The organism is Streptococcus pseudopneumoniae, from assembly GCF_001076775.1.
Taxonomy (GTDB): domain Bacteria; phylum Bacillota; class Bacilli; order Lactobacillales; family Streptococcaceae; genus Streptococcus; species Streptococcus pseudopneumoniae_G.
Map to the genome: position 1 here is coordinate 42,902 of NZ_JVGV01000018.1, position 23,351 is coordinate 66,252.

The 23,351-nt window shown below is 42.4% G+C and carries 26 protein-coding genes; 23 read left to right on the forward strand and 3 right to left on the reverse strand.

Translation table 11 applies throughout. From position 1 onward, the window contains the following. Positions 1–184 precede the first annotated feature (184 nt). Positions 185–2,029: an APC family permease gene (locus tag ADJ60_RS04490; RefSeq protein ID WP_049543697.1), complete on the reverse strand. Its 1,845-nt coding sequence runs from the start codon at positions 2,027–2,029 to the stop codon at positions 185–187. 157 nt (positions 2,030–2,186) lie between these two features. Between ADJ60_RS04490 and ADJ60_RS04495 the strand changes: the two genes are divergently transcribed. The 16 genes from ADJ60_RS04495 (at position 2,187) to pflA (ending at position 16,830) form a co-directional block, all read left to right on the forward strand. Continuing rightward, positions 2,187–2,960: a TatD family hydrolase gene (locus ADJ60_RS04495; protein WP_049543701.1), complete on the forward strand. Its 774-nt coding sequence runs from the start codon at positions 2,187–2,189 to the stop codon at positions 2,958–2,960. Further along, positions 2,960–3,520 carry a ribonuclease M5 gene (gene rnmV, locus ADJ60_RS04500; RefSeq protein ID WP_049543702.1) on the forward strand — a complete coding sequence of 187 codons (561 nt, stop codon included), beginning with the start codon at positions 2,960–2,962 and terminating at the stop codon, positions 3,518–3,520. Before ADJ60_RS04495 ends, rnmV begins: the two co-directional genes overlap by 1 nt. Before the next feature lie 71 nt (positions 3,521–3,591). Next, a complete protein-coding gene (locus tag ADJ60_RS04505) occupies positions 3,592–4,503 on the forward strand; it encodes a helix-turn-helix domain-containing protein (RefSeq protein WP_000904842.1) in 912 nt (303 codons plus the stop codon). 446 nt (positions 4,504–4,949) lie between these two features. Further along, the gene (locus ADJ60_RS04510; protein WP_000815396.1) at positions 4,950–5,246 is read left to right on the forward strand and encodes a lactococcin 972 family bacteriocin; all 297 of its coding nucleotides are present in this window, start codon (positions 4,950–4,952) and stop codon (positions 5,244–5,246) included. Between the two features lie 76 nt (positions 5,247–5,322). Then, complete coding sequence (locus ADJ60_RS04515) at positions 5,323–7,353, forward strand: bacteriocin-associated integral membrane family protein (RefSeq protein ID WP_000825283.1); 2,031 nt, start codon at positions 5,323–5,325, stop codon at positions 7,351–7,353. Position 7,354: 1 nt separating this feature from the next. Then, the gene (locus tag ADJ60_RS04520) at positions 7,355–7,996 is read left to right on the forward strand and encodes an ABC transporter ATP-binding protein (RefSeq protein WP_000565529.1); all 642 of its coding nucleotides are present in this window, start codon (positions 7,355–7,357) and stop codon (positions 7,994–7,996) included. After that, positions 7,989–8,297: a hypothetical protein gene (locus ADJ60_RS04525; protein WP_000333261.1), complete on the forward strand. Its 309-nt coding sequence runs from the start codon at positions 7,989–7,991 to the stop codon at positions 8,295–8,297. Before ADJ60_RS04520 ends, ADJ60_RS04525 begins: the two co-directional genes overlap by 8 nt. A 130-nt stretch (positions 8,298–8,427) precedes the next feature. Continuing rightward, the gene (rsmA, locus tag ADJ60_RS04530; RefSeq protein WP_049543705.1) at positions 8,428–9,300 is read left to right on the forward strand and encodes a 16S rRNA (adenine(1518)-N(6)/adenine(1519)-N(6))-dimethyltransferase RsmA; all 873 of its coding nucleotides are present in this window, start codon (positions 8,428–8,430) and stop codon (positions 9,298–9,300) included. A 1-nt stretch (position 9,301) separates the two neighbouring features. After that, positions 9,302–10,180, forward strand: a complete 879-nt coding sequence (rsgA, locus tag ADJ60_RS04535; RefSeq protein ID WP_049543707.1) for a ribosome small subunit-dependent GTPase A — start codon at positions 9,302–9,304, stop codon at positions 10,178–10,180. A gap of 10 nt (positions 10,181–10,190) precedes the next feature. Further along, a complete protein-coding gene (gene rpe / locus ADJ60_RS04540; RefSeq protein ID WP_049543709.1) occupies positions 10,191–10,847 on the forward strand; it encodes a ribulose-phosphate 3-epimerase in 657 nt (218 codons plus the stop codon). Then, positions 10,810–11,472: a thiamine diphosphokinase gene (locus ADJ60_RS04545; protein WP_049543710.1), complete on the forward strand. Its 663-nt coding sequence runs from the start codon at positions 10,810–10,812 to the stop codon at positions 11,470–11,472. The genes rpe and ADJ60_RS04545 overlap by 38 nt, the downstream gene beginning before the upstream one ends. A 1-nt stretch (position 11,473) precedes the next feature. Further along, positions 11,474–12,730 carry a DNA recombination protein RmuC gene (rmuC, locus tag ADJ60_RS04550; protein ID WP_049543711.1) on the forward strand — a complete coding sequence of 419 codons (1,257 nt, stop codon included), beginning with the start codon at positions 11,474–11,476 and terminating at the stop codon, positions 12,728–12,730. After that, positions 12,720–13,661 (forward strand): 3'-5' exoribonuclease YhaM family protein, encoded by a 942-nt coding sequence (locus ADJ60_RS04555; RefSeq protein WP_000703198.1) that lies wholly within the window; start codon positions 12,720–12,722, stop codon positions 13,659–13,661. Before rmuC ends, ADJ60_RS04555 begins: the two co-directional genes overlap by 11 nt. A 104-nt stretch (positions 13,662–13,765) precedes the next feature. Further along, a complete protein-coding gene (purR, locus tag ADJ60_RS04560) occupies positions 13,766–14,593 on the forward strand; it encodes a pur operon repressor (RefSeq protein ID WP_049543714.1) in 828 nt (275 codons plus the stop codon). Between the two features lie 66 nt (positions 14,594–14,659). Continuing rightward, positions 14,660–15,910 carry a diaminopimelate decarboxylase gene (locus ADJ60_RS04565; RefSeq protein ID WP_049543716.1) on the forward strand — a complete coding sequence of 417 codons (1,251 nt, stop codon included), beginning with the start codon at positions 14,660–14,662 and terminating at the stop codon, positions 15,908–15,910. A 125-nt stretch (positions 15,911–16,035) separates the two neighbouring features. Beyond that, positions 16,036–16,830 (forward strand): pyruvate formate-lyase-activating protein, encoded by a 795-nt coding sequence (gene pflA / locus ADJ60_RS04570; RefSeq protein WP_001288286.1) that lies wholly within the window; start codon positions 16,036–16,038, stop codon positions 16,828–16,830. A gap of 225 nt (positions 16,831–17,055) precedes the next feature. On the opposite strand, the gene yidC is transcribed toward pflA, so the two are convergent. Together yidC and ADJ60_RS04585 are read right to left on the reverse strand one after the other, a co-directional pair. Continuing rightward, positions 17,056–17,982, reverse strand: a complete 927-nt coding sequence (yidC, locus tag ADJ60_RS04580; RefSeq protein ID WP_049543718.1) for a membrane protein insertase YidC — start codon at positions 17,980–17,982, stop codon at positions 17,056–17,058. 77 nt (positions 17,983–18,059) lie between these two features. After that, positions 18,060–18,338: an acylphosphatase gene (locus ADJ60_RS04585; protein WP_001174616.1), complete on the reverse strand. Its 279-nt coding sequence runs from the start codon at positions 18,336–18,338 to the stop codon at positions 18,060–18,062. Positions 18,339–18,371: 33 nt separating this feature from the next. On the opposite strand from ADJ60_RS04585, the gene ADJ60_RS04590 reads away from it, so the two are divergent. The 7 genes from ADJ60_RS04590 (at position 18,372) to ADJ60_RS04620 (ending at position 23,343) form a co-directional block, all read left to right on the forward strand. Continuing rightward, entirely contained in the window at positions 18,372–19,112 is a 741-nt protein-coding gene (locus ADJ60_RS04590) for a TrmH family RNA methyltransferase (RefSeq protein WP_049543720.1), read from the forward strand. A gap of 54 nt (positions 19,113–19,166) precedes the next feature. Further along, positions 19,167–19,850, forward strand: a complete 684-nt coding sequence (locus ADJ60_RS04595; RefSeq protein WP_033684745.1) for a Bax inhibitor-1/YccA family protein — start codon at positions 19,167–19,169, stop codon at positions 19,848–19,850. 109 nt (positions 19,851–19,959) lie between these two features. After that, positions 19,960–20,952: an aspartate--ammonia ligase gene (gene asnA, locus ADJ60_RS04600; RefSeq protein WP_049543722.1), complete on the forward strand. Its 993-nt coding sequence runs from the start codon at positions 19,960–19,962 to the stop codon at positions 20,950–20,952. Between the two features lie 64 nt (positions 20,953–21,016). Next, positions 21,017–21,556, forward strand: coding sequence for a 16S rRNA (guanine(966)-N(2))-methyltransferase RsmD (gene rsmD / locus ADJ60_RS04605; protein ID WP_049543724.1), 540 nt, complete (start codon positions 21,017–21,019; stop codon positions 21,554–21,556). Beyond that, positions 21,546–22,034: a pantetheine-phosphate adenylyltransferase gene (gene coaD, locus ADJ60_RS04610; protein WP_004255857.1), complete on the forward strand. Its 489-nt coding sequence runs from the start codon at positions 21,546–21,548 to the stop codon at positions 22,032–22,034. The genes rsmD and coaD overlap by 11 nt, the downstream gene beginning before the upstream one ends. Beyond that, on the forward strand, positions 22,018–23,055 hold the full coding sequence (locus ADJ60_RS04615; RefSeq protein ID WP_000727281.1) for a SepM family pheromone-processing serine protease: 1,038 nt from the start codon (positions 22,018–22,020) through the stop codon (positions 23,053–23,055). The genes coaD and ADJ60_RS04615 overlap by 17 nt, the downstream gene beginning before the upstream one ends. A gap of 57 nt (positions 23,056–23,112) precedes the next feature. Further along, complete coding sequence (locus ADJ60_RS04620) at positions 23,113–23,343, forward strand: DUF1146 family protein (protein ID WP_000250396.1); 231 nt, start codon at positions 23,113–23,115, stop codon at positions 23,341–23,343. Positions 23,344–23,351: the final 8 nt, after the last annotated feature.

Sequence of the window (23,351 nt, forward strand, 5' to 3'; positions counted from 1 at the left end):
CTTCACCTTGCCGTAGGTATGTTACTGACTTCGTCAGTTTCATCTACGACCTCAAAGCAGTGCTTTGAGCAGCCTGCGGCTAGCTTCCTAGTTTGCTCTTTGATTTTCATTGAGTATAAGCATAGTGGCTGGATTCAGAAAAAGGCCTTACCAGACGCTTATTGGTTCTGGTAGGGCCTTTTCTTTATTCTTTTAAGTGATATGAGTAGCTAGCGACAACGACGTCTTGGTGCCAACGAAGGGCGTATTTGAGTTTGAGGCTCATTTGATTGTGTAGAATATTTTGCCAAGGTTTATTAGGGATAAACTGGGGTACCAGGACAGTGACTGTATAGTTCTTTTTCTGGGCATCTTCAGAGATTCGTTTGACATACTTGACAGTAGGGGTGATGATGTCGCGGTAGATGGTCTTGATATTTTTCAGAGTGATATTTGGGAAGTAATCAGCAAATTCTTGGAGAATTTCTTGGTCTTTTTCTGCTGTTTCCTTGGTAGAAATATGCATGGCTAGGACTTCGTCACCGATACTTTGAGCGTAGTTAATGGCTCCGACACTGACTCGGGTGACATTTCCTACTAGGACCAGAACCAGATTGCCATCGTAGGTGCGTTTTTGGATTCCTTCATAGAGTCGCAGTTGTTGGGCTACTTTTTGGTAATGACTGTGAATTGCCAAGAAGAGTAGGGTGAGTACGAGAATAATCGGGAAGAAAGGCCAGATATCACTGAGACGGAAAAAGAGCAGGATTAGTACAATCGCGTAGCAAATGATAGCTCCAAGGATATTGGCAAGGGCAGGTTTTAAGAAATTTGCCCCTTTTTCTTTTTTCCAATGGCGAATCATCCCAGTCTGAGAAAGGGCAAAGGGAACGAAGACCCCGATAGTATAAAGGGGAATCAAACGTTCGGTATTGCCATTAAAAATGAGAAGAAGAATCATAGCCCCAAAAGCCAGAGTTAAAATTCCATTAGAGTAGCCTAGGCGGTCTCCTTTTTCCATAAAGAGATGGGGCATGTATTTGTTTTTAGCCATATTGTAAGCCAGCATAGGGAAGGCTGAAAAGCCAGTATTTGCAGCTACGGCTAAAATCAAGGCTGTGGAGAATTGGAAGATATAATAGCCAAGGTGACCTAAGAAGGAATTACCAAGGATGCCTTGAGCCATCTGTGAGAGGATAGTTTCTCCGTGTTGAGGCATAATCCCCATCCAGTAGTTTAGGAAGGTAATGCCTGCAAAAAGAAAACCTAAAATCAATGACATGATGGTCAAGGTCTGAGCGGCATTCTTTTCTTTTGGAGTCTTGAAAAAGGGAACGGCATTTGAAATAGCTTCAACCCCTGTCAGAGAGGCAGAACCACTGGTAAAGGCTCTTAGAATGAGAATGATAGACAGACTCGGTACAGCATGCCCAATAGGTGAAGTTGCCTGATAGCTGAGAGACCCTGTCATTAGTTGAAAGATTCCGTAGAGCAAGAGAAAGACAGTACTGATGATAAAGAGATAGACAGGAATCATCAGAGAGCTGGCAGATTCTTTCAATCCTCTTAAATTCAAGAGCATGAGCAGGCAGACTAGGAAAATAGAGATATGAAGATTGTAGGGATGGAGGGCAGGGATGGCTGCTGTAATAGCATCAGCTCCAGACGCAACGGATACGGCTACTGTCAGCATATAGTCAACAAGGAGGCTGCCCCCTGCAATCAAGCCTAGTTCAGGGGAGAGATTTTCCCGAGTAACCATATAAGCCCCACCACCTTGAGGATAGGCGTGGATGATTTGACGATAGGAAATGGTCAAACTAGCGAGGAGTAAGAGGACAAAAATACCGATAGGGAGGCTCCACCATATCGCAAGAGGAGAGAGACTAGCCAAGACGAGGACTACTTGCTCAGGCCCATAGGCAATGGAAGATAGAGCGTCGCTTGACAACATGGCCAAGGCCTGCATTTTTCCCAGCAGACCTCCCTCGCCTTCTGTTAAGGATTTAAGAGGACGACCGATAAAAGTCTGTTTTAATTTTGTAAACATGGTATTTTCCTTTTCTGAAAATTTCAATAAGTGCTATTATACTGCTTTGGGAAAATAGCGTCAAGAGAGGACGATGGATTTTAGAATATTTTGTACAGATGAGGAGAGAGGTCAGTTTTTTTGCTATAATAGTAGATAGAAAACGAGGTTAGAAGAGATGATTTTTGATACACATACACACTTGAATGTAGAAGAATTTGCAGGTCGTGAGGCAGAAGAAATTACCTTGGCTGCTGAGATGGGTGTGACACAGATGAATATTGTTGGTTTTGATAAACCGACGATTGAGCGTGCTTTGGAGTTGGTGGATGAGTACGACCAACTCTACGCGACTATTGGTTGGCATCCGACAGAAGCGGGGACTTACACGGAGGAGATTGAAGCCTACTTGCTTGATAAGCTCAAGCATCCAAAGGTAGTTGCCTTGGGTGAGATTGGTTTGGATTACCATTGGATGACAGCGCCAAAAGAGGTGCAGGAGCAGGTTTTTCGCCGTCAGATTCAGTTATCTAAGGACTTGGATTTGCCTTTTGTAGTTCATACCCGTGATGCGTTGGAAGATACCTATGAGATTATCAAGAGCGAGGGCGTTGGTCCTCGAGGTGGTATCATGCATTCATTTTCAGGGACGCTTGAGTGGGCAGAGAAGTTTGTCGAGCTTGGTATGACCATTTCCTTCTCAGGAGTGGTGACTTTCAAGAAGGCAACTGACATCCAAGAAGCAGCTAAAGAGTTACCTTTGGACAAGATTTTGGTGGAAACGGATGCTCCCTACTTGGCTCCTGTTCCTAAACGTGGTCGTGAAAATAAAACAGCCTACACTCGCTATGTAGTGGACTTTATCGCTGACTTGCGTGGCATGACGGCAGAAGAGCTAGCGGCGGTAACAACTGCAAATGCGGAGCGAATTTTTGGATTGGATAGCAAATAATGAAAGAAAAAATTTCTCAAGTTATCGTGGTCGAAGGGCGCGATGATACGGCCAATCTCAAACGTTACTTCGATGTAGAGACCTATGAGACCCGAGGTTCTGCCATCAATGATCAGGATATAGAGCGGATTCAGCGCTTGCACCAACGTCATGGAGTCATTGTCTTTACAGACCCAGATTTTAATGGGGAGCGGATTCGGCGCATGATCATGACGGCCATTCCAACGGTTCAGCATGCCTTCCTCAAACGAGATGAAGCTGTTCCCAAGTCCAAAACCAAGGGGCGTTCTCTGGGAATTGAGCATGCCAGCTATGAAGATTTGAAAACGGCTCTAGCTCAGGTGACAGAACAATTTGAACATGAGAGTCAGTTTGACATCAGTCGTAGCGACTTGATTCGCCTTGGTTTTCTAGCAGGGTCAGACAGCCGTAAGCGCAGAGAATATCTAGGAGAGGCTCTCCGAATCGGCTATTCCAACGGCAAGCAACTCCTCAAACGCCTAGAGTTGTTTGGGGTCACCTTGGCGGAAGTGGAAGAAGCTATGAAATCTTATGAGTAGGAAAGATGTAGCCGTTACAATTTTTTAAGTTTCACAGTATTTTTCGAAGCAGGTAGAAGAGGAGGCGTCTAATGTTAATTGGTCAAAAAATTAAAGAGATTCGGATAGAAAAAGGAATTAGTCGTCCAGATTTTTGTGGAGATGAGCAAGAACTGACAGTTCGTCAACTGTCGCGAATTGAAAGTGGAGCTTCGCAACCAAGTTTGCCCAAGTTAGACTATATTGCTCGCCGGCTAGGAGTTCCAGCTTATAGCCTTATGCCGGATTTTTCAGCTCTTCCTCCTGCTTATTTAGAATTGAAATACCAAATTTTACGTGAACCAATCTATGGTAAAGAAGAGGAGTATGATAAGAAGGAAGCGTGTTTGGAAGAGATAGAGGATTTATTTTATGAGCAACTTCCTAATGAGGAAAAAATATGGTTTGAAGCTACTAGAGCAACGATAGATGTTATTCGAAGCGGACGACCAGAATATGGGGAAACCGTACTGGACGATTATTTTAAAACAATTTATGATAAGGAATTGTTTTTGATAAATGAATTAGAAGTTATCAACTTATATTTTGCTATAGTGCTTACAAAGATAAAACAAGGTCAAAATCAGATTGAAGAAATTAACAGAATTCATTCGTTTTTAGTTCGTTTGACAAATCATGTAGAATTAATTGCACCAGAATATCTGTTTGCTTTAAGTAACACTTTGTTTTCGGGTCTAGCCTGTTTGGATAATTTGTCGTCTTATGATTCACTCGGAGCTTATATCTTTAGCCTTAATCATATAATGGAAAAAACACAAGATTTTCAGAAGAAACCAATTATATTAATGTTGGAGTGGAAATTATCTCTAATAATAAACAATGATTATGTTTCTGCCGAACAGTTCTATCAGAAATCGAAGCTATTTGCTGATATAATAGAAAATTCTTATTTAGTTACTATGTTGGAGAAACAATGGCAAGAAGATTTAAAAAAATATTTATAAACATAGTGAATCAGTGACAAAAATGTCCTTGTTCTAGTATTGAAATAGTTCTAAAGTTCGTCTTTAGGACTGTTTTTTATATATAAGCTAAAAATGACACGAAATGGTTCTATTTTAAGGACATTGATGTCCTTTGAGTTTATTTAAGAATAATTTATAATTAATAAAAATGTGAAAGGAGATTACAGTATGAACTTTTTTAGTTTATTTTATTTAGTTACTTGGTGGTTTAAATAAAATTTAGTTATGTCTACTTAGTCTCAAAAAATTTATTCATAACATATAATAAATACAACTTGATAGACTAAATTAGAAAAATAAGGAGAGGATACCATGAGGTGTTGCTTTGAAAAGGTCTATGATCCAGGACTTAGTTTTACTTGAATAGAAAATGGACAATATATAATAAATATTTATGATAAAATAAAAAATAGAGGAGTATCAATATGAAACAAACAGTTAAAAAATTAGCCCTTGTAGCGAGCATTGCAGCAACATTAGGTGGAAGTGTAGCAGTAGTATCGGCCGCGGTTAAGTATCCAGATGGTGGTGTCTGGACGTATGGTTCAGGTGACGGAGGTGCTTACTCAAACTACTATCACTCTTCAGAATATCATAGCTCAACAGTTGTTAGTAGAAAAACTGGTTCATCTGATAAGGGATATGCTGGTGCTGGAGGGACTTCTCGTGCATGGATTCGTACTTCTTGGGGAGAGAAAGTTGCATTCTACTATAATGTTTAGAATGGTATAGCCCTATTGTTTAGCTTTACTTGGTCACCTTCTCACTAAGTGACCAAGTAACTTTTTGGAGGAAATGATGAAACGTTTATTTATTTTGATTTCAATGGTATTGGTATCGCTTTATATGGTGATAACTTCCGTTGACCATCGAGAAGAGATTTTATTTGGTAACTATCCTTCTGTTGATGTGACAGGAATGGTGATAAATCAACCAGTAGCTAGTCGCGAAGAGGTGACAGAGGCTTTGAGTCACTTGGCGGTAGAGCATAATAGTCTCATCGCCCGTCGGATTGTTGAGCCAAATGAAGCTGGAGAAACACGCTTTATCTATGCCACTTATGGTGAGGGAGAGCTTCCAGAAGGTCTGACCATTTCCTCCAAGGAGAGTTCAGAAACGAGTGATTTATTAGGGTCTTACTTGATTGTGTCAGGAAGTTTGGATGGAGTGAGTTTACAGACCACCTTGAAAGAACTTGGTTATCAAGGCTTTGTTTCGAATGGAGAAGATCCATTTTCGATAGTCTTATTATTGGCGGCCACCCCTATGGGGCTACTGAGTCTAGCTATTTTTCTGCTGACCTTTATGAGTCTGACCCTGATTTATCGGATCAAGTCCCTTCGTCAAGCAGGGATTCGCTTAATAGCTGGTGAGAGCTTGTTTGGGGTGGCTCTCAGACCAGTGTTAGAAGATGTGAGACAGCTTATCTGCTCAGTGCTGGTATCCAGTCTTTTGGGATTGGGGATTCTCTGGTATCAAGGTGCCTTGTTTATGGCAACGGTACAACTGGTCATCATTGGTCTTTTGCTTTATGGATTGGCCTTGGTAGGGATTTCTACCTTATTAAGTATCGTGTATCTACTTGGTTTACAAGAAAATAGTCTGGTGGATCTATTGAAAGGGAAACTCCCTCTCAAACGTATGATGACATTGATGATGGTGGGGCAACTCTTGGCCGTGCTGGTGGTCGGCTCGAGTGCGACTGCTCTCCTACCCCACTACCGTGAAATGCAGGAAATGGAGAGAGCTAGCGATAAATGGAGCCAGTCCTCAGACCGTTACCGTCTATCCTTTGGTTGGTCTAGTGCATTTGCCGATGAAGAAGGAATGCGTAAGGATAATCGTGAGTGGCAGACATTTACTGAAGAACGGTTAGCCAATACAGACTCTTTTTATATTATGAGCAATGTTGACAATTTCTCAGATGGAGCAGAAGTGGACCTAGATGGCAATCGTCTCAATGACTACACACCGTCAGGGAATGTCATCTATGTCTCACCGCGCTATCTGATAGAAGAAAAGATTACCGTTTCTTCAGAGTTTATGGATAAGATGCAAAACTTGTCTGAGGGAGAGTTTGGGCTGATCTTGCCTGAGAGCTTGCGAGAGCAGTCTGCCTACTATCAAGGATTATTTACAGATTACCTGCAAAACTTTTCATCTGAAAGTGTAGAAGTGACGAGTCAGAAACACTACCTCCCACAGGTAACGCTAGCTTTTACAGAAACAGGACAGGAACGCTTCCTCTATAACGATGGGTACAAGACGACACGCCAGTACCTAAAAGATCCGATTATTGTAGTTTTAACGCCGCAAGCGACTGGAACAAGACCTGTTGCAGGGATGTTATGGGGAACTACGGCTAATAGTGCCTTGAAATTAGATCAATATCAAGACAGCATCACAGCTCTAAAAGAGCAAGGTCTGTATCACAAGGTCTCTTATTTGGTAAAAAGCCAGCTATTTTTTGCCAAGGTACTAAATGACAAACGGATGGAGTTCTACTCTCTCCTTATTGGGACTATTTTGACTCTATCTACGGCTATCTTGTTATTTGATTCCATGAATCTTCTCTATTTTGAGCAGTTTAGACGGGAGATCATGATTAAACGTCTTTCTGGTATGACAATCTATGAGCTTCATGGCAAGTACTTACTGGCGCAAGGAGGAGTTCTCTTACTTGGGCTAATCCTATCTAGTGTTTTGACAGGAGATAGCTTGATTAGCGCTCTAGTTGTAGCTTTGTTTACGCTTAACGCTCTGTTGATTTTAGTTAGACAGGATAAAAAAGAAGAAGCTGGTAGCATGGCAGTATTGAAAGGAAAATAAGATGATTGATATTCAAGGATTGGAAAAGAAGTTTAATGACCGCGCGATTTTCTCTGGTTTAAACCTCAAGCTGGAGAAGGGCAAGGTTTATGCCTTAATCGGTAAGAGTGGAAGCGGAAAGACGACTCTGCTGAATATCTTAGGTAAACTAGAAAAGATAGATGGAGGAAGGGTTCTCTATCAGGGGAAAGATTTAAAAACCATTCCCACTCGTGAGTATTTTCGAGACCAGATGGGCTATCTCTTTCAAAATTTTGGTCTCTTAGAAAACCAATCAATCAAAGAGAATTTGGATTTGGGCTTTGTTGGTCAGAAAATCTCAAAAGTAGAACGTTTGGAAAGGCAAGTGGAGGCTTTAGAAAAAGTTAATCTAGGGTATTTGGATCTAGAACAAAAAATTTATACCTTATCTGGGGGAGAGGCTCAACGAGTTGCCCTTGCGAAGACTATTTTGAAAAATCCACCCTTGATTTTGGCAGATGAACCAACAGCAGCTCTTGATCCTGAAAATTCAGAGGAGGTTATGAATCTCTTGGTGGGCTTGAAAGATGAAAATCGAATGATCATCATTGCGACCCATAATCCCCTAGTCTGGAATAAGGCCGATGAAATCATTGATATGAGGGAGCTTGCTCATGTGTGAAAAAATCCGTATTCGCAGGGTATCTGATTATCCTAGTGCCAGAGGTGGTTTAGAAGATATTCTCATCATGGAAAATATGACCAATCATCTCCTTTTGGTTCAAATCCGAGTGAATGGCTATTTGCTTGATTTTGCTAGTATTGAAGGGCAAAGGCAAAAGCATTATCGTTTGAAAAATTTACCTCAAACGGTTGAACTGACAGTGGACGACGTGGAGGAGGATGTAGATTTGACCCTACCTGAAAATCGAAGTTATAAAGAAGCTGATTTTTTCGAACGGATGTTTCGAGAGAACCGCTAAGTCCACCTTTAAAGATTTTCAAGACTATCTTTCTTCACGAGGAAAGATAGTTTTTTGGTATGATTTTCACCCCCAAAATACAAGGGGAATGTGTTACAATAGTAGTAACAGATAATAGAAAAGAGAATAGATGAGAATTGCAGATTATAGCGTGACCAAGGCAGTGCTGGAGCGTCACGGTTTTACCTTTAAAAAGTCTTTCGGGCAAAATTTCTTGACGGATACTAATATCCTTCAAAAAATTGTGGATACGGCTGAGATTGATGACCAGGTTAATGTCATCGAAATCGGGCCAGGGATTGGTGCCTTGACGGAGTTTTTGGCTGAGCGTGCAGCAGAAGTTATGGCCTTTGAGATCGACCACCGTTTGGTGCCTATTTTGGCAGATACCTTGCGTGATTTTGACAATGTGACCGTAGTCAACGAGGACATTCTCAAGGTCGATTTGGCGCAACATATCCAGAATTTTAAAAATCCTGACCTGCCAATCAAGGTAGTGGCTAATCTGCCTTACTACATCACAACTCCTATTCTCATGCACTTGATCGAGAGCGGAATTCCTTTTAGTGAGTTTGTGGTCATGATGCAAAAAGAGGTAGCTGACCGCATCTCCGCTCAACCGAATACCAAGGCTTATGGTAGCTTGTCGATTGCGGTTCAGTACTACATGACTGCCAAGGTTGCCTTCATCGTGCCTCGTACGGTCTTTGTGCCAGCGCCAAATGTGGACTCAGCCATCTTGAAAATGGTGCGCCGTCCAGAGCCGGCTGTAGCAGTGGAAGACGAGAACTTCTTCTTTAAGGTTTCCAAGGCTAGTTTTACCCATCGCCGCAAGACTTTATGGAATAACCTGACAGGTTACTTTGGCAAGACTGAAGAGGTCAAGGACAAGCTGACCAAGGCTTTGGGCCAAGCAGGCTTGTCACCAAGTGTGCGTGGGGAAGCTCTCAGCTTGACAGAATTTGCCAGTCTATCAGATGCACTTAAAGGGCAAGGACTCTAAGATGCAGGGACAAATCATTAAAGCCTTGGCTGGGTTCTATTATGTAGAGAGTGATGGCCAGGTCTATCAAACACGCGCGCGTGGGAATTTCCGTAAAAAAGGCCATACTCCTTACGTTGGAGACTGGGTAGATTTTTCTGCCGAGGAAAATTCAGAAGGCTATATCCTCAAGATTCATGAACGGAAAAACAGTCTGGTCCGTCCGCCTATTGTCAATATTGACCAAGCTGTGGTAATCATGTCTGTCAAGGAACCTGATTTTAACAGCAATTTGTTGGATCGCTTCTTGGTTCTTTTGGAACACAAGGGCATCCATCCCATTGTCTATATTTCCAAGATGGACCTACTGGAAGATAGAGGGAAACTGGAATTTTATGAACAGACTTATGGTGATATCGGCTATGACTTTGTGACCAGTAAAGAGGGACTCCTTCCTTTGTTAACAGGCAAGGTTACAGTCTTTATGGGGCAGACAGGTGTTGGTAAATCAACTCTTCTCAATAAAATCGCACCAGACCTCAATCTTGAAACAGGAGAAATTTCAGACAGTCTGGGTCGCGGGCGCCACACTACTCGAGCAGTTAGTTTTTATAATCTCAATGGAGGTAAAATCGCAGACACACCAGGTTTTTCATCCTTGGATTATGAAGTATCAACGGCTGAAGACCTCAATCAGGCCTTTCCAGAGATTACCACTGTCAGTCGAGACTGCAAATTCCGCACTTGTACCCACACCCATGAGCCGTCTTGCGCAGTTAAGCCAGCTGTTGAAGAGGGTATCATTGCGTCCTTCCGTTTCGATAACTACCTGCAATTCCTCAGTGAGATTGAAAATCGCAGAGAAACCTATAAAAAAGTCAGCAAAAAAATTCCAAAATAAGGAGAAACCTATGTCTCAATACAAGATTGCTCCGTCAATTCTGGCAGCAGATTATGCCAACTTTGAACGTGAAATCAAACGCCTAGAAGCAACTGGGGCAGAATATGCCCATATCGATATCATGGATGGTCACTTTGTACCACAAATCAGTTTTGGTGCAGGTGTGGTCGAAGCTCTTCGCCCTCATAGCAAGATGGTCTTTGACTGCCACTTGATGGTAGCTAATCCAGAGCATCATTTAGAGGATTTTGCGCGTGCAGGTGCGGATATCATCAGCATCCATGTGGAAGCAACGAATCATATTCATGGTGCCCTCCAAAAAATTCGTTCACTCGGAGTTAAGCCTTCAGTCGTTATCAATCCTGGCACACCAGTTGAAGCCATCAAGCACGTCCTTCATCTAGTTGACCAAGTTTTAGTCATGACAGTTAACCCAGGCTTTGGTGGGCAAGCCTTTCTACCAGAGACCATGGATAAGGTCCGTGAGTTGGTTGCACTTCGTAATGAAAAAGGTTTGAACTTTGAGATTGAAGTGGATGGCGGGATTGATGGCCAAACTATTGCTCAAGCCAAAGAAGCTGGTGCGACTGTTTTTGTAGCAGGTTCCTATGTCTTTAAGGGAGATGTCAATGAGCGAGTACAAACTCTCAGAAAACAACTGGACTAAGGTTGCCGTTTTTGCAGGCGGAGACCGTGGTCATTATCGGACGGACTTTGATGCTTTTGTTGGTGTGGATCGAGGCTCGCTCTGGGTCTTGGAGGAAAACCTACCTCTTGCTCTAGCGGTTGGAGATTTTGATTCTGTGACGGAAGAAGAGCGACAGGTGATTCAAAAACGTGCCCAGCATTTTGTCCAAGCCCGACCAGAAAAAGATGATACAGATCTGGAATTGGCTCTCTTAACCATCTTTGAGCAAAATCCTCAGGCTAAGGTCACTATTTTCGGTGCTTTGGGTGGCCGTATTGATCATATGCTGGCCAATGTCTTTTTGCCTAGCAATCCCAAGTTGGCGCCTTATATGCGCCAGATAGAAATTGAGGATGGGCAAAATTTAATTGCCTATTGTCCAGAAGGGACCAGTCAGCTAGAACCTCGCTCGGACTATGACTATCTTGCCTTTATGCCAGTTCGAGATAGCCAGCTGACCATTCTCGGTGCTAAGTATGAGTTGACAGAGGAAAATTTTTTCTTTAAAAAAGTGTACGCTTCTAACGAATATATAGATAGGGAAGTGTCGGTGACTTGCCCAGATGGCTATGTGGTCGTGCTACATAGTAAGGACAGGAGGTAGGATGGAAAGTTTATTAGTTCTATTATTAATTGCCAACCTAGCTGGTATCTTTCTGATTTGGCAAAGGCAGGATAAACAGGAAAAACATCTAAGTAAGAGCTTGGAGGATCAGGCAGATCATCTATCAGACCAGTTGGATTACCGTTTTGAACAAGCCAGACAAGCCAGCCAGTTGGATCAAAAAGACTTGGAAGTAGCTGTCAGCGACCGTTTGCAAGAAGTTCGAATGGAATTGCACCAAGGCTTAACTCAAGTTCGTCAAGAAATGACAGATAATCTCCTCCAAACCAGAGACAAGACTGACCAACGTCTCCAAGCCTTGCAGGAATCAAATGAGCAACGCTTGGAACAAATGCGCCAAACAGTCGAGGAAAAACTAGAAAAAACCTTACAGACACGCTTGCAGGCCTCCTTTGAGACAGTTTCCAAACAATTGGAGTCTGTCAATCGTGGTCTTGGAGAAATGCAGATAGTTGCCCGCGATGTCGGCGCCCTCAACAAGGTTCTCTCTGGAACCAAGACGCGAGGGATTCTGGGAGAATTGCAACTGGGGCAAATTATCGAAGATATCATGACACCAGCCCAGTATGAACGAGAATATGCAACGGTTGAAAACTCCAGTGAACGAGTGGAGTATGCCATTAAGTTGCCTGGACAGGGTGACCAGGAATATGTCTACTTACCGATTGACTCCAAGTTTCCACTGGCAGATTATTACCGATTAGAAGAAGCCTATGAAGCAGGTGACAAGGACGATATTGAACGCTGTCGTAAGTCGCTCCTAGCCAGCGTCAAGCGCTTTGCCAAGGATATCAAGAGCAAGTACATAGCACCGCCTCGGACGACCAATTTTGGAATCTTGTTTGTTCCGACAGAAGGTCTCTACTCAGAAATCGTCCGCAATCCGGTCTTCTTTGATGATTTGAGAAGGGAGGAGCAGATTATTGTCGCAGGTCCAAGTACCCTGTCAGCTCTCCTCAATTCCCTATCAGTTGGATTCAAAACTCTCAATATCCAAAAGAGTGCCGACCATATCAGTAAGACTCTTGCCAGTGTCAAGACCGAATTTGGCAAGTTTGGTGGCATTCTGGTTAAGGCACAAAAACATCTCCAACATGCCTCTGGCAATATTGATGAATTATTAAACCGTCGCACTACAGCTATCGAGCGGACGCTCCGTCACATTGAGTTGTCAGAAGGTGAGCCTGCGCTTGATTTACTCCATTTCCAAGAAAATGAGGAAGAATATGAAGATTAGTCACATGAAAAAAGATGAGCTGTTTGAAGGCTTTTACCTAATCAAGTCAGCTGACCTGAGGCAAACTCGAGCTGGGAAAAACTATCTAGCCTTTACTTTCCAAGATGATAGTGGCGAGATTGAAGGGAAGCTCTGGGATGCCCAACCTCATAACGTTGAGGCCTTTACTGCTGGTAAGGTTGTCCACATGAAAGGGCGCCGAGAAGTTTATAACAATACCCCTCAAGTCAATCAAATTACTCTCCGCCTGCCTCAACCTGGCGAACCCAATGATCCAGCTGATTTCAAGGTCAAGTCACCAGTTGATGTCAAGGAAATCCGTGACTATATGTCGCAAATGATTTTTAAAATTGAAAATCCTGTTTGGCAACGGATTGTCCGAAAGCTCTACACCAAGTATGATAAGGAATTTTACTCTTATCCAGCAGCCAAGACCAACCATCATGCCTTTGAAACGGGTTTGGCCTATCATACGGCAACCATGGTGCGTTTGGCAGATGCTATTAGCGAAGTCTATCCTCAGCTCAATAAGAGCCTGCTCTATGCAGGGATTATGCTGCATGACTTAGCTAAAGTCATTGAGTTGACGGGGCCAGACCAGACCGAGTACACAGTGCGAGGCAATCTCCTTGGGCATATTGCTTTGATTGATAGCGAAATTACTAAAACAGTTATGGAACTTGGCATCGATGATACCAAGGAAGAAGTCGTTTTGCTCCGCCACGTCATCCTCAGTCACCATGGCTTACTTGAGTATGGAAGTCCAGTCCGTCCACGCATTATGGAAGCAGAGATTATCCATATGATTGACAATCTGGATGCTAGCATGATGATGATGTCAACAGCTCTTGCTTTGGTGGATAAGGGAGAGATGACCAATAAAATCTTCGCTATGGACAATCGTTCCTTCTATAAACCAGATTTAGATTAATAATTTAAGAAAAACGAGCATTTTTAGGATAAGAATGTTCGTTTTTTTATGTGAATATGGTATAATAGATAAAATATCAAAATTAAATGAAGTGGGAAATAGAAATGAAATTAAGAAGAAGTGATCGGATGGTTGTCATTTCCAACTATTTGATTAATAATCCTTATAAACTAACTAGTCTCAATACTTTTGCTGAAAAGTATGAATCCGCTAAATCATCCATCTCAGAGGATATCGTGATTATCAAACGCGCCTTTGAGGAAATTGAAATCGGTCATATCCAGACAGTAACTGGTGCTGGTGGTGGTGTCATTTTCACACCATCAATCTCAAGCCATGATGCCAAGGAAATGGTTGAGGACTTGCGTGCCAAGTTGTCAGAAAGTGACCGTATCTTGCCAGGCGGCTATATCTACCTGTCTGATTTGCTTAGCACACCAGCTATCTTGAAAAATATTGGTCGCATTATTGCCAAGAGCTTTATGGACCAAAAAATTGATGCGGTTATGACCGTAGCGACTAAGGGTGTTCCTCTTGCAAATGCAGTTGCCAATATCCTCAATGTTCCTTTTGTTATTGTGCGCCGTGACCTGAAAATTACCGAAGGTTCAACTGTCAGCGTCAACTATGTTTCAGGTTCAAGTGGTGACCGCATTGAGAAAATGTTCCTTTCAAAACGTAGTCTCAAGGCAGGCAGCCGTGTCTTGATTGTGGATGACTTCTTGAAAGGTGGCGGAACTGTCAATGGGATGATCAGCCTCTTGCGTGAGTTTGATTCAGAATTGGCAGGTGTAGCGGTCTTTGCGGATAATGCTCAAGAAGAACGCGAAAAGCAGTTTGACTACAAGTCACTCTTGAAGGTAACCAATATTGATGTCAAGAACCAAGCCATCGATGTTGAGGTTGGCAATATCTTTGACGAAGATAAATAAGAGATAGAACTAAAGGTTGGAACGATTGTCCCAGCCTTTCTTTGCAAATAGAATAGAAGGAAACTTATGAAAACACCATTTATCAATAAAGAAGACTTAGAAAAGATTGCTGCTGAGTTCCCGACTCCTTTTCACTTGTATGATGAGAAGGGAATTCGTGAGAAGGCAAGAGCTGTCAACCAAGCCTTTTCGTGGAATAAGGGCTTTAAGGAATATTTTGCAGTTAAGGCTACTCCAACACCAGCTATCTTGAAAATTCTCCAAGAGGAAGGCTGTGGTGTGGACTGCTCTAGTTATGTGGAGCTTTTGATGAGCCATAAACTGAATTTCCCTGGTTCTGAGATTATGTTCTCTTCAAACAACACGCCAGACATGGAATACGCCTATGCGTGTGAATTGGGTGCGACCATTAACTTGGATGCCTTTGAAGATATTGAACATCTAGAGCGTGCAGCAGGTATTCCAGAAATCATCTCTTGTCGTTACAATCCTGGAGGCGTTTTTGAACTGGGGACAGACATCATGGACAATCCTGGAGAAGCCAAGTTTGGCATGACCAAGGATCAGCTCTTTGAAGCTTTTGCCATCTTGAAGGAAAAAGGAGCTAAGACTTTTGGGATTCACTCCTTCCTAGCGTCCAATACCGTAACCCATCTCTATTATCCAGAGTTGGCGCGTCAGCTTTTTGAATTGGCTGTTGAAATCAAGGAAAAGTTGGGTATTTCGCTAGACTTTATCAATCTTTCTGGCGGTATTGGTGTCAATTATCGTCCAGACCAGGAGCCGAACGATATCGCCTTGATTGGTGAGGGAGTTCGTAAGGTGTATGAAGAGGTCCTTACGCCAGCAGGTCTTGGTCAGGTTAAGATTTTTACCGAATTGGGTCGCTTTATGTTAGCACCTCACGGTGCTTTGGTCACAAGAGTTACTCATAAGAAGAAAACCTACCGTACCTATCTAGGTGTGGATGCATCAGCAGTCAACCTCATGCGTCCAGCTATGTATGGAGCCTACCATCATATTACTAACGTGCCCCATCCAGATGGACCAGCTGAAGTGGTAGATGTGGTTGGTTCGCTCTGTGAAAACAATGATAAATTTGCAGTGAATCGCGAACTGCCTCATACAGAAATCGGTGATTTGCTGGTAATTCATGATACAGGTGCCCACGGTTTTTCAATGGGCTACCAGTACAATGCCAAACTTCGTTCTGCGGAAATCCTATATACTGAAGAAGGCAAAGCCCGTCAAATCCGCCGTGCAGAGCGCCCTGAGGACTACTTTGCAACCTTGTATGGCTTTGATTTTGAAGAATAAAATGATAATTAATTGAAAATGAAATTGAAAAACAGATTGCTTTCTAAAAAATAGGCAAAAATCTTGTTTTTCCTTCAAGTCATGATATAATAAAACTATAAAACGTTTTCAAGGAAGGTAACGATATGTCTGAAGAAACAATTGATTATGGACAAGTGACAGGAATGGTGCATTCGACAGAAAGCTTTGGGTCAGTAGATGGGCCTGGTATTCGCTTTATTGTTTTTTTGCAGGGCTGTCACATGCGTTGCCAGTATTGCCACAATCCTGACACTTGGGCTATGGAGTCCAATAAGTCACGTGAACGGACGGTAGATGATGTCTTGACTGAAGCCTTGCGTTACCGCGGTTTCTGGGGGAATAAGGGTGGGATTACAGTCAGTGGAGGAGAAGCCCTCTTGCAGATTGATTTCTTGATTGCCCTCTTTACCAAGGCCAAAGAACACGGAATCCACTGTACCTTGGATACCTGTGCACTGCCTTTCCGTAATAAACCACGTTACCTTGAGAAGTTTGACAAACTCATGGCTGTTACTGACTTAGTTCTCTTGGATATCAAGGAAATCAACGAAGAACAGCACAAGATTGTCACTAGCCAAACCAATAAAAATATCTTGGCTTGTGCCCAGTATCTATCAGATATTGGAAAACCTGTCTGGATTCGCCACGTGCTAGTTCCAGGATTGACAGATAGAGATGATGACTTGATTGAACTTGGTAAGTTCGTCAAGACCCTTAAAAATGTTGATAAGTTTGAAATTCTACCTTATCATACCATGGGAGAATTCAAATGGCGTGAATTGGGAATTCCATATTCACTCGAAGGGGTTAAACCACCAACAGCAGATCGCGTCAAGAACGCTAAAAAACTCATGGATACCGAAAGTTACCAAGACTATATGAAACGTGTACATGGATAAAAAAGAAGCCTGATGGAAACATCGGGCTTTTGATACTCAATGAAAATCAAAGAGCAAACTAGGAAGCTAGCCACAGGCTGCTCAAAACATGGTTTTGAGGTTGTGGATAGAACTGACGAAGTCAGTAACATATATACGGCAAGGCGAAGCTGACGTGGTTTGAAGAGATTTTCGAAGAGTATGACTTGCAAAAAGACTTAGCAAACCAGCTAAGCCTTTTTCTTCTTATCTCGAACGTTGTTTCCCAGCGTTGCGATTTTTGTGTTTTTTCTTGCTTGTGATAGCAGTTGGTTGTTCAGGAGTAACGTCTTTTCGTCCACTTGGTGTAGAGAAAGCACGTGCTTTTGGTGGGTTCTTGGCTAGTTCTTCACGAACTTTTTTGCGAAGTTTTGGACGAACGATATAGTTGACGATAAACTGTTGGAGAATCATCATGAAACCACCGACAACCCAGTAAAGTGTGACACTGGCTGGTGAAATGAGGGAGAAGACAACAATCGTGATTGGGCTCACGTAAGCCATTTTCTTGATTTGTTCTCTTTGCGTTTCGTCTTCTACTCCGTGAAGTGAAAGGAGCGATTGAAGATAGTAAAGGACACCTGCGCAGGCAACCAAAATCATACTTGGCGAACCTAGAGGAATGCCTAGGAAGCTTGCTTGAGCAACCCCTTCAGTATGTTGGGCAGCAAAGTAAATTGCAGAGAAGAAAGGCATTTGAAGGAGGATAGGGAAACATCCTACACCACCAAACATGCTGATGCCGTGTTCTTTTTGAGCGGCAAAGAGAGCTTGTTGGGCTTCGAGTTTTTCTTCTTGAGTAGTCGCTTCCTTGAGACGTGTTTGGTGTGGCTCAAGGACGTGCTTGAGGGCGTTCATCTTTTCAGAGTGAAGCGTTGCCTTCCATGATTGGTAGATACCAAGTGGCAAGATAATCAAGCGCACGATAATGGTTACGATGATGATAGCGACACCAAAGCCTAGACCTTGATCAGTAGCGAAGTACTTGATAGCTTCTCCCATCGGAGCACCCAAGAAATCCCAAACGGGACCAATTGGCTTACCTGTTGCTTTATCAATCTGAACGCAACCTGTCAAAACAAGTAACATAGCCACTCCCATAGCTGAGAGTGCAAAACGTTTAATAGATTTCACTGTTTTTATTCCTTCTTTAAAAATTATACCTTTCTATTCTACTGTTTTTTTACAAAATATACAATAGTTCTAGAGACTTAATTTGCGATTTTAAAGTCAGGGTAGGGAGGAAAGTTACTTAGTTTGACATCTAAGTAGCTGACTTTTGAAAAAGGTGTGGGTCCTTTGCGGATTTCTTGGATAAATTTTGCCATGGTAGCAGATGAGTCTGCTTGGGCTAATATTTCCACTGTGCCATCGTCGTTATTCCATACTCGACCTGTGATGCCACCAATTTCAAGTGCCAAGCTGTAAACACCCCAACGAAAGCCGACTCCCTGTACCCTACCTTGGGCAATCATTCTAACCTTTTGCATACCAAACCCCTTTGATTGTGTTATAATATTTCTATGACTATTATAACCTCAAAAGCCAATTCTGTGGTAAAAAATGCCAAGAAATTACACCAAAAAAAATACCGCAAGTCTGCTTATTTGATTGAAGGCTGGCACTTGTTTGAAGAAGCTGTTCAAGCTGGAGTGACGATTGAGAAAATCTTTGCCCTAGAAAGTTATCGAGAACAGTTAGTTGCTTTTCCGCAAACTGTCTGGGTGTCAGAGGATATTCTGCTAGATTTAGCGGATTCTCAGACTCCACAGGGCATTGTTGCGGTGGTTCAAAAAGAAGAAGTAGGACAAGCTGATTTGAGTCAGGGCAAGTTCTTGTTTTTGGAAGATGTGCAAGATCCTGGTAATGTGGGAACTATCATTCGGACTGCGGATGCAGCAGGTTTTACTGGAGTGATTGTTTCAGATAAATCGGCAGATATCTACAGTCTCAAGACCTTACGTTCCATGCAAGGCAGTCATTTCCATCTGCCTATTTACCGGATGTCGAGTCAAGCGCTTCTTAAGGAAACCAAAGAGGCAGGTATCTCAGTGCTGGCAACAACCCTATCTAAAGATTCTGTTGATTACAGAGAACTGGTTCCTATAGAAAATTTTGTACTAGTCATGGGAAATGAGGGTCAAGGAATTAGTCCCCTCATGGTTGAAAGTGCAGACCAGTTGGTCCACATTAGTATGAAGGGGCAGGCGGAGAGTTTGAATGTTGCCGTTGCAGCCGGTATTTTAATTTTCCATTTAAGCTAATTTTAACTTTCTTTGTTATAATCAAGGAAAGATGTTCATAGAAAAGGAGAAAAGATGAATCACACTATTATACAAGACCGTACTGGTCTCAATCAATTTTACGCTAAGGTTTATGCCTTTGTTGGGCTAGGAATCGGGCTATCCGCCTTGGTATCTGGCCTCATGTTGACGGTTTTTCAGTCTCAGTTGGTTTACTTTTTGATGCAGGGACGTCTCTGGTTGACCATTGCAACCCTTGCGGAGCTAGCACTAGTCTTCGTTGCTAGTAACATGGCCTTAAAGAATAGTCCAGCGGCTCTTCCAGTATTTTTGCTTTACTCCGTTTTAAACGGCTTTACCCTCAGTTTTGTGGTGGCCTTCTATACTCCGGGTACAGTTTTATCTGCCTTTGTATCGAGCGCCCTTCTCTTCTTTGTCATGGCGGCAGTTGGTATGTTCACCAAGAAAGACTTGAGTGGGATCGGTCGAGCTATGATGGCAGCTTTAATTGGTTTGCTGATTGCCATGGTAGTCAATATTTTCTTGGCTAGCGGTTTCTTTGATTATATGATTAGTGTAGCCATGGTTTTGGTCTTCTCAGGGTTGATTGCTTGGGACAACCAGAGAATTCGCTATGCTTATGAACAATCGCAAGGTCGTGTGGCGACAGGCTGGGTTGTGTCAATGGCTCTCAGTATCTATCTTGATTTTATCAATCTTTTCCTCAGTATTCTACGTATCTTTGGTCGCAATGACTAAAGGTCCATGAAATCAGTGTTCGAAGGAGCACTGATTTTTTTAAATTTTCTCTTTTCTTTTCTTGGAAATAGGTGTATAATGCTTTTAATTAATTTTTGAGGAGTAGCCTATGAAGAAAAGTTTTATCCATCAACAAGAAGAAATTTCCTTTGTCAAAAACACTTTTACCCAGTATTTGAAAGATAAGCTAGAAGTTGTCGAAGTTCAAGGTCCTATCTTGAGCAAGGTCGGTGACGGGATGCAGGATAACCTGTCTGGTGTGGAAAATCCAGTATCTGTCAAGGTTTTGCAGATTCCTGATGAAACCTATGAAGTGGTGCATTCACTTGCCAAATGGAAACGCCATACTTTGGCTCGTTTTGGTTTCGGTGAGGGTGAAGGTCTTTTTGTTCACATGAAGGCCCTTCGTCCAGACGAAGATTCGCTGGATGCGACCCACTCTGTTTATGTTGACCAGTGGGACTGGGAAAAAGTCATTCCAAATGGACAACGTAACATCGCTTACCTAAAAGAAACTGTTGAGAAAATTTATAAGGCTATTCGTCTGACTGAGCTAGCTGTTGAAGCCCGCTATGATATTGAATCAATCTTGCCAAAACAAATCACTTTTATCCACACAGAAGAGTTGGTAGAACGCTACCCAGATTTGACACCAAAAGAGCGTGAAAATGCTATTTGTAAAGAATTTGGAGCAGTATTCTTGATCGGTATCGGTGGTGAATTACCAGACGGTAAACCGCACGATGGACGTGCACCAGACTACGATGACTGGACAAGTGAGTCTGAAAATGGTTACAAGGGTCTAAATGGTGATATTCTTGTTTGGAATGAGTCTCTGGGGGGAGCCTTTGAGTTGTCTTCTATGGGAATCCGTGTAGATGAAGAAACGCTTCGTCGTCAGGTTGCCATTACAGGTGATGAAGACCGCTTGGAATTGGAATGGCACAAGGCTTTGTTGAATGGTCTATTCCCATTGACAATCGGTGGAGGAATTGGACAATCTCGGATGGCCATGTTCCTACTTCGCAAGAAACACATCGGAGAAGTGCAAACAAGTGTTTGGCCTCAAGAAGTCCGCGATACTTACGAAAATATTTTGTAGAGAATCGAACCGCAAGGTTCGGTTTTCTTTCTCTTTTCGCCCATAATTTGGTATAATAAACGGTATGAAAATCGTATCAGGAATCTATGGGGGACGTCCCCTAAAGACACTAGAAGGAAAGACGACAAGACCTACTTCGGATAAGGTTAGGGGAGCCATTTTTAACATGATTGGTCCCTACTTTGAAGGGGGACGAGTCTTGGACCTGTATGCAGGTAGTGGTGGTTTATCTATCGAGGCAGTCTCGCGTGGCATGTCCAGCGCTGTTTTGGTGGAACGAGAACGTAAGGCTCAGGCTATCGTGGCTGAAAATATTCAGATGACCAAGGAAGTTGGAAAATTTGAGCTCCTCAAGATGGATGCAGAAAGGGCATTGGAACAGGTATCTGGGGAATTTGACCTCATTTTCTTAGACCCTCCTTATGCCAAGGAACAAATCGTAGCAGATATTGAAAAAATGGCTGAGAAAGAGCTTTTTTCTGAAGATGTCATGGTCGTGTGTGAGACGGATAAGGCCGTCGAACTTCCAGAAGAAATTGCCTGCCTGGGTATCTGGAAGGAAAAAATTTATGGAATTAGTAAGGTGACAGTTTATGTCAGATAAGATTGGCTTATTCACAGGCTCATTTGATCCGATGACAAATGGGCATCTGGATATGATTGAACGGGCGAGCAGACTCTTTGATAAGCTCTATGTCGGTATTTTTTTCAATCCCCATAAACAAGGATTTCTCCCTCTTGAAAATCGTAAACGGGGACTAGAAAAGGCTTTGGAACATTTGGGGAATGTTGAAGTCGTGTTTTCTCATGATGAATTGGTGGTTGATGTTGCAAAAAGACTGGGGGCTACTTTCCTAGTGCGAGGCTTGAGAAATGCGTCGGATTTGCAATATGAAGCCAGTTTTGATTACTACAACCATCAGCTGTCTCCTAATATAGAGACCATTTATTTACATAGTCGACCTGAACATCTCTATCTCAGTTCATCCGGTGTTAGAGAACTTTTGAAGTTTGGTCAGGATATTACCTGCTATGTTCCTGAGAGTATTTTGGAGGAAATAAAAAATGAAAAAAAAGATTAGATGGCCCTTATATGTCATTGCTGCCTTAATTGTGACTTTCTTGGCATTTGTAGTGCCCTTGCCCTACTATATAGAAGTTCCAGGTGGTTCGGAAGATATTCGCCAAGTCCTTAAAGTCAATGACACAGAAGATAAGGAAGCTGGTGCCTATCAATTCGTTACGGTTGGTGTCCAACATGCCACTTTAGCTCATATGATTTATGCATGGTTGACGCCTTTTACAGATATTCGTAGTGCCCAAGAGACTACAGGTGGCTCTTCCGATGTTGAATTTATGCGGATCAATCAATTCTACATGCAAACATCGCAAAACATGGCCAAGTATCAAGGGCTAAAAACAGCTGGTAAAGATATCGAACTCAAATATCTTGGGGTTTATGTTTTGACTGTGACGGATAATTCGACCTTTAAAGGGATTCTTAACATCTCTGATACGGTCACAGCAGTCAATGATCAGACCTTTGATAGTTCCAAAGATTTGATTGATTATGTCAATTCTCAAAAACTAGGGGACTCCGTCAAGGTCACCTATGAAGAGGATGGGCAAACCAAGTCTGCAGAAGGTAAGATTATCACCTTGGAAAATGGCAAAAATGGAATTGGAATCGGTTTGATTGACCGTACAGAAGTGACCAGTGATGTTCCAATTCGCTTTTCAACAGCTGGTATTGGCGGTCCAAGTGCTGGCCTCATGTTTAGTCTGGCCATCTATACCCAAATAGCTGACCCTGGCCTTCGTAATGGCCGCATTGTTGCCGGTACAGGAACCATTGACCGCGATGGTAATGTGGGAGACATTGGAGGTATCGATAAGAAAGTTGTAGCTTCGGCTAGAGAAGGTGCTGCTATTTTCTTTGCCCCTGATAACCCTGTTAGCGAAGAAGAACAAAAAGCACATCCTGATGCGAAAAATAACTACCAAACAGCCCTGGAAGCAGCTAAAACAATCAAGACAGATATGAAAATCGTGCCAGTTAAAACCCTACAAGATGCAATTGATTACTTGAAAAACAATCCCTAGTTTTTAAGTGAAGTTTCCAAACTAGCGCACAAACAGAGAAGATGGTATAATAGTCAAATGGTTCAATTATTATTCACTCTAAGCAGTCACATGCTCTTTATTTATGTGAGTTTTTACCTTTTAAAGGATCTTGTTAGATGGGAAAAGGTTTTAAAAGTGACAACTGAGAATACAGGAAAAGTTCGTTTACTAGTAGCCTTTTTCAGCATTGTCATGGGCTATATCATGAGTTCTTTCTTTATCAGCCTGTATCAGTTGTGGCAAGAAGCGCTTAGAGGATTATTATAAAATCAAAT